The 13,782-nt window shown below is 73.5% G+C and carries 12 protein-coding genes; 1 reads left to right on the forward strand and 11 read right to left on the reverse strand.

The genetic code is table 11. The features are described from left to right. Positions 1–42: 42 nt before the first annotated feature. From ACZ4Z2_RS07830 to ACZ4Z2_RS07845, 4 genes are all read right to left on the reverse strand, one after another. Positions 43–813 (reverse strand): class I SAM-dependent methyltransferase, encoded by a 771-nt coding sequence (locus tag ACZ4Z2_RS07830; protein ID WP_468073474.1) that lies wholly within the window; start codon positions 811–813, stop codon positions 43–45. Between the two features lie 128 nt (positions 814–941). Then, a complete protein-coding gene (locus ACZ4Z2_RS07835; RefSeq protein WP_468073476.1) occupies positions 942–2,141 on the reverse strand; it encodes an aminotransferase class V-fold PLP-dependent enzyme in 1,200 nt (399 codons plus the stop codon). A gap of 4 nt (positions 2,142–2,145) precedes the next feature. After that, on the reverse strand, positions 2,146–3,480 hold the full coding sequence (locus tag ACZ4Z2_RS07840) for a pyridoxal-phosphate dependent enzyme (protein ID WP_468073478.1): 1,335 nt from the start codon (positions 3,478–3,480) through the stop codon (positions 2,146–2,148). Next, positions 3,477–5,015, reverse strand: a complete 1,539-nt coding sequence (locus tag ACZ4Z2_RS07845; protein ID WP_468073480.1) for a Y4yA family PLP-dependent enzyme — start codon at positions 5,013–5,015, stop codon at positions 3,477–3,479. Before ACZ4Z2_RS07845 ends, ACZ4Z2_RS07840 begins: the two co-directional genes overlap by 4 nt. A gap of 496 nt (positions 5,016–5,511) precedes the next feature. Here ACZ4Z2_RS07845 and ACZ4Z2_RS07850 point away from each other — a divergent pair, with 496 nt between their 5' ends. Continuing rightward, positions 5,512–6,966, forward strand: coding sequence for a tetratricopeptide repeat protein (locus ACZ4Z2_RS07850; protein ID WP_468073482.1), 1,455 nt, complete (start codon positions 5,512–5,514; stop codon positions 6,964–6,966). A gap of 218 nt (positions 6,967–7,184) precedes the next feature. Here the strand turns inward: ACZ4Z2_RS07850 and ACZ4Z2_RS07855 are convergent, their stop codons facing one another. The 7 genes from ACZ4Z2_RS07855 to ACZ4Z2_RS07885 all read right to left on the reverse strand — a co-directional run bounded on the left by ACZ4Z2_RS07855 (position 7,185) and on the right by ACZ4Z2_RS07885 (position 13,730). After that, a complete protein-coding gene (locus tag ACZ4Z2_RS07855; protein ID WP_468073753.1) occupies positions 7,185–7,712 on the reverse strand; it encodes an NUDIX hydrolase family protein in 528 nt (175 codons plus the stop codon). Positions 7,713–7,830: 118 nt separating this feature from the next. Further along, positions 7,831–8,580: a GntR family transcriptional regulator gene (locus ACZ4Z2_RS07860; protein ID WP_468073755.1), complete on the reverse strand. Its 750-nt coding sequence runs from the start codon at positions 8,578–8,580 to the stop codon at positions 7,831–7,833. Between the two features lie 110 nt (positions 8,581–8,690). Continuing rightward, entirely contained in the window at positions 8,691–9,692 is a 1,002-nt protein-coding gene (locus tag ACZ4Z2_RS07865) for a proline racemase family protein (RefSeq protein ID WP_468073484.1), read from the reverse strand. A gap of 42 nt (positions 9,693–9,734) precedes the next feature. Continuing rightward, positions 9,735–10,649, reverse strand: coding sequence for a dihydrodipicolinate synthase family protein (locus ACZ4Z2_RS07870; protein ID WP_468073486.1), 915 nt, complete (start codon positions 10,647–10,649; stop codon positions 9,735–9,737). 105 nt (positions 10,650–10,754) lie between these two features. Then, positions 10,755–12,242 carry an FAD-dependent oxidoreductase gene (locus tag ACZ4Z2_RS07875; RefSeq protein WP_468073488.1) on the reverse strand — a complete coding sequence of 496 codons (1,488 nt, stop codon included), beginning with the start codon at positions 12,240–12,242 and terminating at the stop codon, positions 10,755–10,757. After that, positions 12,232–12,531, reverse strand: coding sequence for a (2Fe-2S)-binding protein (locus tag ACZ4Z2_RS07880; protein WP_468073490.1), 300 nt, complete (start codon positions 12,529–12,531; stop codon positions 12,232–12,234). Before ACZ4Z2_RS07880 ends, ACZ4Z2_RS07875 begins: the two co-directional genes overlap by 11 nt. Continuing rightward, positions 12,528–13,730 (reverse strand): NAD(P)/FAD-dependent oxidoreductase, encoded by a 1,203-nt coding sequence (locus tag ACZ4Z2_RS07885; RefSeq protein ID WP_468073492.1) that lies wholly within the window; start codon positions 13,728–13,730, stop codon positions 12,528–12,530. The genes ACZ4Z2_RS07880 and ACZ4Z2_RS07885 overlap by 4 nt, the downstream gene beginning before the upstream one ends. Positions 13,731–13,782 lie beyond the last annotated feature (52 nt).

Raw genomic sequence — 13,782 nt, forward strand, 5'->3', positions numbered from 1 at the left:
TGTCGGGAGGGCGGCTCCGCGATGCCGCGGCCGGCGCAACGGTCAGTCCTTCAGCGCGACCAGGACGTGGCTCTCGCCGTACTGCCACACGGGGGTGACGTGGGCGAAGCCCGCCGCGTGCAGGAGTTCGACGTGGCACGTCAGGGGCAGGTCGTTGTCGTTGCCGTCGTGGTTGCCGGACGCGGCCCGGCGCTTCTCGCGCCGCGCGAAGAGGTCGGCCAGTTCCGGGTCCTCGGCGGCCGCGCTCCACCAGGACCCCCAGTCCTCGTGCTCGCCGGTGCGCGACCGCTCGGCGCGCCGCCGCCCCACCTCGGCGATGAGGTCCGAGCACCGGCGGTCGTCCACGGCGAAGTGGTCGCCGTTGACGAGGGCCCCACCGGGCCGCAGCAGGGCGAACAGGCTCCGGTACGTCCGCAGCAGGGTCCGCTCGGAGAGGTAGTGGAGTGCGGTGGTGGAGACCACCGCGTCCAGGGCTCGGTCCAGGCCGAGGGTGTCGGTCCAGCCGGTTTCGCCGATGACGGCGTCGACGAAACGGGCCGCGTACGCGTGGTGCGTACGGCCGAGTTCGAGGAGCAGCGGGTCCATGTCCACGGCGACGATCTCGGCGGCCGGGAGGCGTGCGGCGAGCCGGGCGGCCATCGACCCCGGGCCGCAGCCGAGGTCGAGCAGGAGCGGTCGGGGCCGGCCGGTGGTGACGTGCTCGACGACGTCGGCGATGACCGTGAACCGTTCCTCGCGGGCGACGGCGTAGTGCTCCTGCTGGCGTTCCCAGCGCTCGATCCACACCTCGGCCGTCTCCATGCTCACACCCATGGCCTCGCGTCGCCTCTTCCGTCTCGCACCGCCGGTCGTGATCAGAAGCTACCGGTTGTTGGAAACGGTTTCCATTCGCGTGGGTGTGCCGGGTGCCGGGCTCCGGGTGCCCGGGGCGGGCGTGCGGTCTACGCCAGCCCCGCCAGCACACCCAGCAACTCGTCGATCTCCGTGGCCGTGTTGTACACGTGGACGCTGACCCGTACCGAGCCGTCCCGCTTGTCGGTGCCGGCCTGGCAGAGGTTGTCGGCGCGGACCATGAAGCCGTGGCTGTACAGGATGAAGCCGAGGTCGTCCGAGGGGATGTCGCGGTGGCGGAAGGTGACGATGTCGTGGCGCCGCTGGACCGGGGAGTCTGCGGCCAGACTGGCCTGGCAGCCGAGGATCTCGTACGGCGCCAGGCGGCGCAGCCCCTCCGTGAACCGGGCCGTGAGCGCCGTGGTCCAGCGGGCGATCCGGTCCGTGCCCGTGGTGTCCAGCCAGTCCAGGGCGGCCTCCAGCGCGGCGATCCCCACCGTGTTGGGGGTGCCCTGCCAGCCGCCCGGCCGGAACTCCGGCCCACGGCCGGGGGAGTTGCGGGCCCACACGGCACCTGATCCGGGCAGGGCCAGCGCCTTGTGCCCGGAGAAGACCACGAAGTCCACGTCCAACCGGTCCACGGACAGCGGCACATGGCCGACGCTCTGCGCGGCGTCCAGACAGATCGGCACCCGCGGGCCGACGGCCTCGCGGACACGGTGCACGTTCATGTCGCCGCCGTACACATGGTGGACGTGGGTGACGGCGACGAAGCGGGTGCGCGGGCCGATGACCGAGGGCAGCGCCCGGTGGTCGTAGTCGCCGGACGACTCCTGGTACGGCAGCGGCCTCACCCGCACGGTGACGCCCTGCCGCGCCAGCAGGTCCCGGACCTCCAGCCAGGGGTCCAGGTTGGCCCGGTGGTCGGCGAAGGGGACGAGGATCTCGTCGCCTTCCGCGAGCAGGCCGGGGAGCCAGTCGCGGGCGATCGTCCGCAGCCCCTCGGTGGTGCCACCGGTGAAGTGGACGTCCGAGCGGTCCGGCTCGGGGTCGCCGAGGAAGTCCTTCACCCGCCGCCGGGTGCGCTCCACCAGGGCCGTCGTACGGTTGGCCCAGGGGTAACCGCCACGCCCCGCGTTGGCGTTGGCGGTCGTCAGATACGTCCGCACGGCGTCCAGGACGGCCCGCGGTTTCTGTGTGGTGGCCGCGCTGTCGAAGTAGGTGACGTCCGGGTGCGCGGTGATGATGGGGAACTGCTCCCGCACCTCCCGCTGCCAGCCGGCCAGTTCCTCCAGATCGTTTCCCGTCACCGGCTCAGTCCCTCACCAGCGGGGCGCCGGCGTCGCGCCACGCGACGATCCCGCCGGACAGACTGCGGACGTCGGGATGACCCATCCGGGTCAGCAGCGCCGCGTACCGGGCCGACTTCTCGCCGACCGGACAGGCCAGCAGCACCGGTTGCCGCTTGCTGAACGGCAGGCCACCGCGGACGAGTTCCTCGAACAGCTCGTCGGTGATGTTCACCGATCCGTCGATGTGCAGTGCGGCGTACGCCTGCGGCCCGCGCAGATCGACCACCAGCGGCCGGGGCTCACCGTGCTCGATCCACCGCCGCGCGTCCGCCGCGTCGACGACCGCGGCCTCCGCCCGCACCTCCGCGTCGGACAGGGCCGACGCGGAGTGCCGGCGGGCCGGCCGGCCCAGCAGCTCGGGGCGGCGCTGCCGTACGTACCCGAGATAGCTCTCGGCGCGGTCGCAGACGATGAAGACCGCCGTCCGCCGCTCGCCGTCCGCCGACTCCGCGTCCAGCGGACGGAGATGGCGCACCGCCCCCTGGAAGGCGGCGCCGCCCGTGGGGCCGGTCAGCAGTCCGCAGCGGCGGATCAGGGTCAGCATCCCCTCGATGGCCTCGTCGGAGGTCACCGACTCGATCGTGTCGTACGTCGCCGGGTCGAACAGGCCCACCTGGTGCACCTCGTCGATGGTGCGGATACCCGGGATGAAGTCCGACTTGTGGGCGACGAGGCCCACCACCCGTACCGCCGGGTCGTGTTCGCGCAGGACACGGGCCACGCCGGTGGAGGAGCCCGCCGTGCCCACGCAGGCGATGAACCAGTCGGGGGCCCGGCCGTCCAGGTCCTTGACGATCTCCGGCCCGGTGCCCGCCGCGTGGGCCTCTGTGTTGCGCGGGTTGAAGTACTGGTCGGTGTGCAGATAGGTGTCGTCCGGGCCGCTGAGCGTCTGGTGGAAGCGGGTCAGCGGGTCGTCGGTGTCGGTCGGGTCCAGGCACTCGCTCTGTCCGGGAAGCTCCTCGATCTCCGCGCCCAGCAGCAGGAGCAGGTCCTTGATCTCGGGCACCCGCATCCGGTTGGTGACGCTCTTGAAGCGCAGCCCGTGCATCCCGGCCAGCAGGGCCAGGGCCTTGGCGGTGTTGCCGCTGGACAGTTCCACGACCGTCGCCCCGCGTTCCGCCGCCGAGGCCAGTCCGGGCCCGGCCATGTGCCAGGCGGCCCGGTCCTTCACCGAGCCGAACGGATTGAGCATCTCCAGCTTGGCGTACAGGTCGATGTGGCGCAGCCCGTGCACGGCCGGGTCGATCCGCACCAGCGGCGTGTTGCCGATGGCCTCGGTGATGCTGTCGTACCTCATGAAACCGGTCCACCCGCTTCCGTGATCGGCCAGTACTCCTCGTCGAGGCGCCACCTCCAGGAGTCCCGCTCCCGGGTGACGGCGACCGTGCGGGCGAGCGGCTGCCGCTGCGCACGGTGGGCGTGGAAGTCCATCGCGTAGCCGGCCGTGTTGGCGAACGCCAACAGGTCGCCCACGGACGGCGGTCGGGGCAGGTGGACCTTGCGGCGGGTGATCAGATCGGCCTCCAGGCAGAGATTTCCAGCGAGATAGACCCCCACCGGTTCCTCGTCGTCGTTCGAGCGCGATCCGGCGTCATCCGGCCGCGATCCGTCGGTGTCCGCCCGCGGCCCGGGGCGGGCGACGAGGACCGGGTCGACGAGCACCCCGTGCTCCTCCAGGCTCACGTCACCGGCGTTCATGCCGAGCCGCACCAGCAGGTCGCCCGAGTCCGCGCCCGCCCGGCGGACGTCGAGGACCCGTGCCAGCGTCAGTCCGCACTGGTCCACCAGGGCCCTGCCCGGCTCGCAGGCCAGGTCGTAGAGGTGCTCCAGGAGCAGGGTGGCCGCCGGACGGCCCGAGGCGGGGGCGGGGTGGCGGAGCAGTTCGTCGAGGTAGCCGGGGCCCGCGGTGGGGCGGTGGGCCGGGTAGAGCGCCGGTGCCCCGCGCAGGGTGCCGCCGTCGTTGCGCAGCCCGTAGCCGTGGCCGCGCCAGGTCAGGGCGGGGCGGGTGCCGAGCACGGCCTCGGCCAGCTCGGTGGTGTAGCGCTCCCACTGGCCGGCGTCGGCGACGTACCCGACGCCGAAGCCGCCGCCGATGTCGATGACCCTGGGGTCCAGACCGCGGGCGCGGCACGCGTCCATGACCGCGACACACGTCTCCAGCGCGACGGCCTTCTCCGCGATGCCGGTGGTGTCCAGGTGGTAGGCGACCCCCGTCAGCCGGACCGCGTCCGCGTGCCGTTCGACCGCGTCGACCAGGGCGTCCACCTCGCGCACGGGGGAGCCGAAACGGCTGCGCCGGAACAGGACCCGGGTGCCCGCCGCGGCGGACGCGGACGCCTCGAACTCCGACAGCCGTAGCAGGACGTCGGTGTGGGGCAGGTCGTACTTCCGTATCAGCCCGGCCAGTTGCTCCAGTTCGGCGGGGGAGTCGAGGTTGACGCAGGTGCCGGTGCGGGCGGCCAGCCACAGGAACTCGGGGTCCTTGGGACCGGTGGCCATGATCCGGTCCGGGGTGAAGCCGCACTCCAGCGCGTGCCGCAGCTCGCCCAGCGAGGCGACGTCGATGCCCACCGCGGCCGGGTCGGTCGCCGTCAGCCGCCGTACCAGGCTGTGCGCCTGGTTGGCCTTGTGCGCGTAGTACACCCGCCCGCCGAGGTGGTGCTCGCGGTACACGGCGCGGAACGCGGCGGCGTTGTCCGCGATCCGGTCGGGCAGCAGGACGTTGAGCGGTGAGCCGAGCGAGTCGGCGAGGGAGTGCAGGAAGGGAACGGCTCGCAGTAACGCGTCGAGCGGTGGTTCCAGTCGTGGTCGCAGATACAAAGGCGTACGCACGGCAGGCGGCCCCCTCTGGTGTGCACCCGGCGTTGGCGGTTCCCGGCAGTCGAGCACCGCCGCGGAGTACCCGGCGGGCCTCACACAGCCGTTCGGGGATCAGCATTTCCCGGCGAATGTCCCTTTAAGCCCGGGGATGCGCCCTGGTCTCCGCGATCCTGTGGTCCGGGAAGCACCGTCCGGCGAAGGGTTCACGCCGGGGCGCCCGAGGGGCGCGGGGCGCCGCGCACGGTGGCGACAGTGCCGTTGGCGTATGCGGCACGCGCGACAGGGAGGGGAGACACCCCCAGGGCACCCTTCCCCGGACGGCCGGCACACCCGGACCCGGCGTCCGCCGACCGGCGCCGACCGGGGGCGCACGGTGGCGGGTCGCGTCGCTCCGCGTGTTCCCGGTGGACCGGACGGAGCGCCCCTCGCTTTGATGGGGGCGGCGCGGACCCCCGTGCCGCCCCGGGGCAGGAAGGCCCCACCGCACACGCGCCGGAGTGGAGCTGCCATGGTGACGGATCGGTACGGCAACCCCCTGTTCGAGTGCACCGCCGAGGCGGCGGCGCATCTGGACCGGGCCGTGGAGGGGCTGCTGTTCTTCCGCCCCGAGTTCCCCGCGGCGGTCGCCGACGCTGTCGCGGCCTGCCCCACGGCGCCGCTGGCCCAGGCGTTCTCGGCCTATCTGGGTGTGCTGGGCACCGAGCCGCGCGACGCCGCCGAGGCCCGCCGTCGTTTCTCCGAGTACCGCGCCGGAGTGGACTTCTCGACGCTGCCCCGCCGCGAGCGCGCGCACCTCGCCGCCGCCGAGGCATGGCTCGGGGGAGACATGGGGACGGCGGCCCGCCTCCTGGAGGAACTCGTCGTCCACACCCCCCGTGACCCGCTGGCCCTGGCGGTCGGCCACCAACTGGACTTCTTCACCGGCGACGCGACCCGGCTGCGGGACCGGATCGGCGGAGCACTCCCGGCCTGGGATGCCGACGACCCCCACCGCGGCCCCCTGATGGGCATGTACGCGTTCGGCCTGGAGGAGTCCGGGCACTACGACCGCGCCCAGGAGGTGGCCCTCGCCGCCGTCGAGCAGAACCCCCGCGACGTCTGGGCCATCCACGCCGTCGTCCATGTCCACGAGATGCGCGGCCGGTTCGCCGAGGGCATCGACTACCTCGACGCACGGCTCGACGACTGGGCGAGCGGAACCCTCCTGACCGTGCACAGCTGGTGGCATTACGCCCTCTACGCGCTGGAGGCCGGCGACACCGAAACGGCCACCCGGATCTACGACGCCGTACTGCACCACAAGGGCTCCAGCGGATTCGTCATGGAACTCCTCGACGCCGCCTCCCTGTTGTGGCGGTTCCTGCTCGCGGACCTGGACCAGGACGCCCGCTGGCAGGCCCTCGCCGACGCCTGGGCGGCCCGCGCCGACCCCCCGTACTACGCCTTCAACGACGTGCACGCCGTCATGGCGCTCGCCGGTGCGGGCCGGCTGGCCGAGGCGGACGCGTTCCTCGCCGAACGGCGCCGCTGGCTGGAACGGGACGACGCCCGCCGGACCACCAACCACGCGATGACCGCCGGGGTCGGGCTGCCCGTCGGTGAGGCGCTGGTCGCGTACGTCCGAGGGGACCACGAGACGGTGGTCGACCTGCTGTGGCCGGTCCGCCGCCGCGTGCACACCTTCGGCGGCAGCCACGCCCAGCGGGACGCCGTCCAGCGCACGCTCCTGGAGTCGGCCCTGCGCGCCGGACGCGACGACCTGGCCCGGCAGCTCCTCGGGGAACGCACCGGTCTGAGCCCCCACAGCCCCTACAACTGGCTGGGCCAGGCCCGGCTCGCCGACGCACTGGGCGAGGCCGGCCGCGCCGCCGTCGCCCGCGACACGGCGAACGAACTGGCGGCCCCGGCCGCGACCAGGCTGAACCGGCGACTGCACCGGCCGTATCTCGCCCGCACCCCCTGACTGCCACCGTCAAGCTCCCTGCGGAGCGACGGCGTCGACCTGGCTAGGCCCTGTCGTCACATTCCCACCTGCCCCGCGACGCCATGCACGCGCTCTCGACGCACCGAGCCCCGACCCGAGTACGTCCAGTACACGGGTCAGGGCCCGGCACGCCGAGAGCACGCACCTGACGCCGCGGGGCCGCCCTTCGGGCGACGGCGGGAATGTGACGACAGGGCCTAGGAGATGCAGCCGACATGGGCGAGGGCCTGCTTCAGCAGGACTCCCTGGCCGCCCGGCATCTCGTTCTGGACCGACGGCGACGCGGCCTCCTGCGGGCTGAACCACACCAGGTCGAGCGCGTCCTGCCGCGGACGGCAGTCGCCGGCGACGGGGACGATGTACGCGAGCGCCACCGCGTGCTGCCGGGGGTCGTGGAACGGCGTGATGCCCTGCGTCGGGAAGTACTCGGCGACCGTGAAGGGCTGCAAGGAGGCCGGTACGCGGGGCAGCGCCACCGGGCCGAGGTCCTTCTCCAAGTGGCGCAGGAGCGCGTCGCGCACCCGCTCGTGGTGCATCACGCGGCCGGACACCAGCGTGCGGCTGACCGTTCCGTCCGGGCCGATACGCAGCAGCAGGCCGATGCTGGTCACTTCACCGCTGTCGTCGACGCGCACGGGCACGGCCTCGACGTACAGGATCGGCATACGGGCGCGCGCCGATTCGAGTTCGTCGGATGTCAGCCAGCCAGGCGTGGTTTCGGTCATGTCAGACATTGGCCGATCATACGTTCAACGTCACCTGGCGTGCGCGTCGCTCCGATCACATGTCGTATGCCCGTGTCGACCGGCCCTCATGCCCCGCCGCGCCCCTGTCGCGTGCCACTCACTCGGGGGAGGCCCACTGGCCCCGCACATGACCGAGGTGGCGGGTCATCACCGCCCGGACGGCGTCCTCGTCGCGGTCGAGAAGGGCGTCGAGGAGCTCCAGGTGCTCCTGGGCGGACGCCGGCAGACGGCCCGCCTCGACGAGTGCGGTCAGCCCGTACAGACGGGAGCGTTTGCGCAGGTCGCGCACCACCTCGACCAGATGCGCGTTGCCCGCGAGGGCCAGCAGACCGAGGTGGAAGCGGGTGTCGGCCTCCACGTACGCGATGAGGTCCCCGGTGGCCGCGGCGGCCACGATCTCCCGGGCGGCGGGCCGCAGCGCCTCCAGGGAGACGGGGTCGGCGGTCCGCGCCAGGGCGACGGTGGTCGGGATCTCGATGAGCGAGCGGATCTGCGTGTACTCGTCGAGCTGCTTCTCGGTCACGGCGGTGACCCGGAAGCCCTTGTTCGGGACAGTGTCGACCAGGCCCTCCTTGGCCAGGTCCAGCATGGCCTCGCGGACCGGGGTGGCCGACACGCCGAAGCGGGCGGCGAGCGCGGGCGCGGAGTACACCTGTCCCGGCCGCAGCTCACCGGCGATCAGCGCGGCCCGCAACGCGTCGGCGACCCGTTCCCGGTAGCTGCTCCTCTTGCCGCCGAGCACCGGCAGGACGGGCGCCGGGGGAGCGGCGCCCTGAACGGCGGAGGCGGTCGGCGAAACGGGGGCGCCCGGTGCCGGGGAGGTGGCGCCGGTGCGCTGCGGGGCCATGGGGGACATGCGGTCTCTCCTGGAGTCCTGGAGCCCGGAATCCTAGGCCCTGTCGTCAAATTCCCGCCGTCGCCCGAAGGGCGGGGCAGGTGGGAATTCGACGACAGGGCCTAGAGGACGAATCCGGCGGGGAACGGGTCGGTCGGGTCGAGCAGATACTGGGCCGTGCCGGTGATCCAGGCGCGGCCCGTGAAACTGGGCAGCACGGCCGGGATCCCGGCCACCTCGGTCTCCCCGAGGAGCCGTCCGGTGAACCGGGTGCCGATGAAGGACTCGTTCACGAACTCGGTGTGCAGGGGCAGTTCGCCCCGTGCGTGCAGTTGCGCCATGCGCGCACTGGTGCCCGTGCCGCAGGGTGAGCGGTCGAACCAGCCGGGGTGGATGGCCATCGCGTGCCGTGAGTGCCGGGCGGTGGCGCCGGGCGCGTACAGGTGGACGTGGTGGACGCCGTGGATGGACGGGTCCTCGGGGTGGACGGGCTCCTCCTCGGCGTTGATGGCGTCCATCAGATCCAGGCCCGCGCGGAGGATGTCGTCCTTGCGGGAGCGGTCGAAGGGCAGCCCGAACTCCGCCAGCGGCAGGATCGCGTAGAAGTTCCCGCCGTACGCGAGGTCGTAGGTGACCGTCCGCCCGTCGGCCAGGGTGATCCGGCGGTCCAGACCGACGGAGAACGACGGCACGTTCCGCAGGGTGACCGCCTTCGCCGCGCCGTCCTCCACAGCGACCTCGGCGACGACGGGCCCGGCCGGGGTGTCGAGACGGATGGTGGTGACCGGCTCGACGACCTCGACCATCCCGGTCTCGACCAGGACCGTCGCGACCCCGATCGTGCCGTGGCCGCACATGGGCAGATAGCCGGAGACCTCGATGTAGACCACGCCCCAGTCGCAGTCCGGGCGGGTCGGTGGCTGGAGGATCGCACCGCTCATCGCCGCGTGACCGCGCGGTTCGTTCATCAGCAACCGCTTGACGTCGTCCCGGTGTTCACGGAACCACAGCCGCCGTTCGTTCATGGTCGCGCCGGGGATGGTGCCGATCCCGCCGGTGATCACCCGGGTCGGCATGCCCTCGGTGTGCGAGTCGACGGCGTGCAGGACGAGCTTGCTGCGCATGACCGTTCTCCTTCTTCCGCTCTCCCACCGCTTGCGCGCGCGTCAGGCGAGGCCCGCCGCGACGGCCTTCTCGGTGGCGGACCGGATCACGGCCTCCTGCTCCGGCAGCAGCTCCACCCGAGGCGGCCGGCAGCGCCCGCCGTGCCGGCCCACGATGTCCATGGACAACTTGATGGCCTGCACGAACTCCACCTTGGAGTCCCAGCGCAGCAGCGGGTGCAACTGCTCGTACAGCCCCTTCGCCGTGGCGAGGTCCCCGTCCACCGCCGCGTGGTACAGCTCCACGGTCGCCGCGGGCAGCGCGTTCGGGTACCCGGCGACCCAGCCCTTGGCGCCCGCCAGCGCGAGCTCCAGCAGCACGTCGTCGGCGCCGATCAACAGGTCCAGCTCCGGGGCCAGTTCGGCCAGCTGGTAGGCCCGGCGCACATCCCCGGAGAACTCCTTCACGGCCCGGATGTACCCCTCGCCGTGCAGCTTGGCCAGCAGCTCCGGGACCAGGTCGACCTTGGTGTCGATGGGGTTGTTGTACGCCACGACGGGCAGACCCGCCTTCGCGACCTCCGCGTAGTGCGCCACCACCGAACGCTCGTCGGCGCGGTAGGCGTTCGGCGGCAGGAGCATCACCGACGAGCAGCCCGCGTCCCGCGCCTGCTCGGCCCAGCGGCGGGACTCGGCGGAGCCGTACGCGGCGACGCCCGGCATCACCCGCGAGCCGCCGATCGCCGCGACGGCCGTCTCCACGACCCGCGCCCGCTCCTCGGGCGTCAGCACCTGGTACTCGCCGAGGGAGCCGTTCGGCACGACGCCGTCACAGCCGTTCTCGACCAGCCAGGCGCAGTGCTCGGCGTACTTGTCGTAGTCCACGGACAGATCGTCGCGGAGGGGGAGTGCGGTGGCGACGAGGACACCGCGCCAGGGGCGGTTGCCGGTGCGGGGCGAGCGCGCGGACGTGGTCATCTGCGGTTCCCTCCATGGGATGTGACATGGCACTGGGGTTGACGGTGACGTTCGGACAGGCGGCGGGGGAGCCCCGGCGGCCGCGGGCAGGGGTCTTCACGAGGGTCACTCCACGGGCGGGCCTCCCCGCTCCTCGGTCTCCCCGGCCCGCGCCAGGACACCGAGCGGCACGGGTCGGGCGAACGGCCGCCGCGCCACCGTCTCCGCGCACCCGGCGAGTCCCGCGACGGCCGGCCCGCACATCCGGCCCTGGCACCAGCCCATCCCGGCCCTGGTGAGCAGCTTCACCGTCCGGACGTCCCCGGCACCCAGCTCCCCGGCGGCCTCGCGGACCGCCCCGGCGGTGACCTCCTCGCACCGGCACACCACCGTGTCGTCGGTGACCTGCTCGGCCCAGTGCGCCGGCGGCGCGTACACGGAGTCGAGCGCGGCGAAGAACTCCCGCAACCGTGTACGGGAGGTGGCCGCTGCGGCCCACTCCCGCGGATCCGGTTCCCGGCCCCGGAGCCGGGCCGCCGCCGACCGCCCGGCGACATGCCCCTCGGCGAGGGACAGGGCCGCGCCGCCGATACCGGTGGCCTCGCCCGCCGCCCAGACGCCCGGCACGTCGGTGCGCTGCTCCTCGTCGACCGCGACCCTCGTGCCGTCCGCGTCGACCCGGCAGCCCAGGGACTCGGCGAGGTCGGTGTGCGGGACCATGCCGTGCCCGACGGCGAGCGTGTCGCAGGGGACGCGCCGCCGGCTTCCGGGCCGGACCCGCCCCCCGGCGTCCAGGGCGGCGACGGTCACGGCCTCCAGCCGGTCGGTGCCGTGCGCCTCGACCACGGTGTGGCGGACGAGGGTGCGCACCCGGCGGCGCAGCAACTCCACCGCGTACCCGGCTCCTTCGGCCAGCTTGTCCGCCCGCCCGGCCAGCGCCCCCGCCCGTCGCACCAGCGCCCGGGGATCGGCCGACTCGACCAGCGCGGCCACCCGGACACCGGCCGCCGCGAGCCCGGTCGCCACCGGCAGCAGCAACGGGCCGGTCCCGGCGACGACCGCCGTACGGCCGGACACCACGAGCCCGCCCTTCAGCATGGCCTGGGCGCCCCCGGCCGTGACCACGCCCGGCAGGGTCCAGCCGGGGAAGGGCAGCACCTTCTCGTAGCCGCCGGTCGCGAGCACGACGGCGTCGGCCGGCACCTCGACGGGTTCCTCCTGGCCGGGCCCGAGCAACGCGTGCACGACGAAGCCGCCGGGCGCCGTGGTGTGCGCGTGCCCGCCGGAGGAGGCGTCGGGCCGCCGCTCCACACACCACACGTGGTGGTCGGGGAGAGGGGTGAGGCGCCCGGCGGCGATATGCCGTTCGAGGCCGTCGCGCAGCCGCAGCCAGGTCCGCCACTGGTGGTGGAGCGACTGGGGGCGCCGTGCCCCGAGCCCCGCGGCGGGCTGCCGGTAGAACTGGCCGCCGGGCGCCTCCGCGGAGTCGACGACCGTCACATGGACGCCGCGCCCGGCCGCCGCCAGCGCCGCGGCGAGGCCCGCCGGCCCCGCGCCGACGACGGCGAGGCGGGGCGGTCGTCCTGGACGCGGCCCGACCGGTTCAGTGCTCATGCCCCGTCCCCTCCTGTGTGCGGATGACGTCGCCCGGCCGGACCGGCACCAGACAAGCCCGCTGGTTGGGGCGGTCGTTGACGGTCACCAGGCAGTCGAAGCAGACGCCGATCCCGCAGAAGACCCCACGCGGCCGGCCCTCGCCCCGGGTGGCGCGCCAGGAGGTCACCCCGGCCGCCCAGAGCACCGCCGCGACCGTCTGACCGGGCAAGGCCGACAGTTCCCGGCCGTCGAGGGTGACCCCGAACGCGGGCCCCGGCGCGGCCTGCGCCAACTCCAGCGGATTCATCCCGCCTCCTCCTGTGCGACGAACCGGCCGGGACGCTCGGGGGTCCCGTTCTCCTCGGCGAACCGGTCCGGGCGGAACGGCGTCAGATCCAGCTCGGGTGTTCCGCCGATGAGTACCTGGGCGATCAACCGCCCCGTTCCGGTGGCGAGCCCGATGCCCGCCCCCTCGTGCCCGCACGCGTGGAACAGCCCCGGCACCCGCGGGTCCGGCCCGATCGCGGGCAGATGGTCGGGCATGTAGGGCCGGAACCCGACGTACGTCCGTATCGCGCGCACCCGTTCCAGGAACGGGAACAACCGGGTAGCGCCCGCCGCCAGCGCCCGTACCACGGGCAGCGAGAACGAGCGGTCGAAGCCGACCCGCTCCCGGCTCGCCCCGATGAGCACCGGCCCGGCGGCCGTGCCCTCGACCACCGGGGAGGTCTGGAGCGCCGCCGAGTCGCTGGCCACGTCGGCCACGTAGTCGGCGGCGTACACCTTGTGCCGTACCAGGGGCGGGAGCGGCTCGGTGACGAGGACGAATCCGCGCCGGGGGAGTACGGGCAGCCGGACCCCGGCGAGCGCGGCCACCTCACCGCCCCAGGTGCCGGCGGCGTTCACCACCGCCGGCGCGTGGATCTCGCCCCGGTCGGTCCGTACGCCGCGTACGGCGCCGCCGGGTGAGCGCAGCACCCCGGTCACCGGGCGGCCGGTGAGCAGGCGGGCGCCCGAGGCCCTTAGGAGACGGGCGGCGGCCAGGGTGGGCATGACCTGGGCGTCCTGCGGGTAGTACACGCCGCCCGCGAGGCCGCGGGCCAACTCGGGTTCCAGTTCGGGCAGTCGCTGGGCGGCGACGGTCTCGGCCGTGACCCCGGCGGTGCGCTGCCCGGCCGCGAACTCCTCCAGCGCGGCGAGCCCTTCCGGTGCCGAGGCGACCACGAGCCCGCCCTTCGGGTCGTACTCGAACGCCGCCCCGAGTCCGGGTTCGCGGGCCAGTTCGGTCCACAAGCGGTGCGACAGCAGGGCCAGTTCGAGCTCGGGACCGGGCTCCTTGTCGGAGACCAGGACGTTGCCCTCGCCCGCCCCGGTCGTGCCACCGGCCACCGGGCCGCGGTCCACCACCGTCACGTCCAGACCCGCCCGGGCCGCGTACAGGGCGCACGCCGCGCCCACCATTCCCGCTCCGACAACCACGACGTCGCAGGTCAGTCGCTCGGTCACGCCAGTACTATGTCACATGGCGCAGTAGCCCGGAATACCACGGAACGAGCGG

The organism is Streptomyces sp. NPDC030183 (genome assembly GCF_055573455.1).

What these genes read in the sequence shown, in the direction of transcription:
- ACZ4Z2_RS07875 (WP_468073488.1), bottom strand. Translation starts at nt 12,242, where the DNA reads ATGAGCACTGAACCGGTCGGGCCGCGTCCAGGACGACCGCCCCGCCTC.
- ACZ4Z2_RS07840 (WP_468073478.1), bottom strand. Translation starts at nt 3,480, where the DNA reads ATGAGGTACGACAGCATCACCGAGGCCATCGGCAACACGCCGCTGGTG.
- ACZ4Z2_RS07855 (WP_468073753.1), bottom strand. Translation starts at nt 7,712, where the DNA reads ATGACCGAAACCACGCCTGGCTGGCTGACATCCGACGAACTCGAATCG.
- ACZ4Z2_RS07865 (WP_468073484.1), bottom strand. Translation starts at nt 9,692, where the DNA reads ATGCGCAGCAAGCTCGTCCTGCACGCCGTCGACTCGCACACCGAGGGC.
- ACZ4Z2_RS07860 (WP_468073755.1), bottom strand. Translation starts at nt 8,580, where the DNA reads ATGGCCCCGCAGCGCACCGGCGCCACCTCCCCGGCACCGGGCGCCCCC.
- ACZ4Z2_RS07870 (WP_468073486.1), bottom strand. Translation starts at nt 10,649, where the DNA reads ATGACCACGTCCGCGCGCTCGCCCCGCACCGGCAACCGCCCCTGGCGC.
- ACZ4Z2_RS07880 (WP_468073490.1), bottom strand. Translation starts at nt 12,531, where the DNA reads ATGAATCCGCTGGAGTTGGCGCAGGCCGCGCCGGGGCCCGCGTTCGGG.
- ACZ4Z2_RS07830 (WP_468073474.1), bottom strand. Translation starts at nt 813, where the DNA reads ATGGGTGTGAGCATGGAGACGGCCGAGGTGTGGATCGAGCGCTGGGAA.
- ACZ4Z2_RS07850 (WP_468073482.1), top strand. Translation starts at nt 5,512, where the DNA reads ATGGTGACGGATCGGTACGGCAACCCCCTGTTCGAGTGCACCGCCGAG.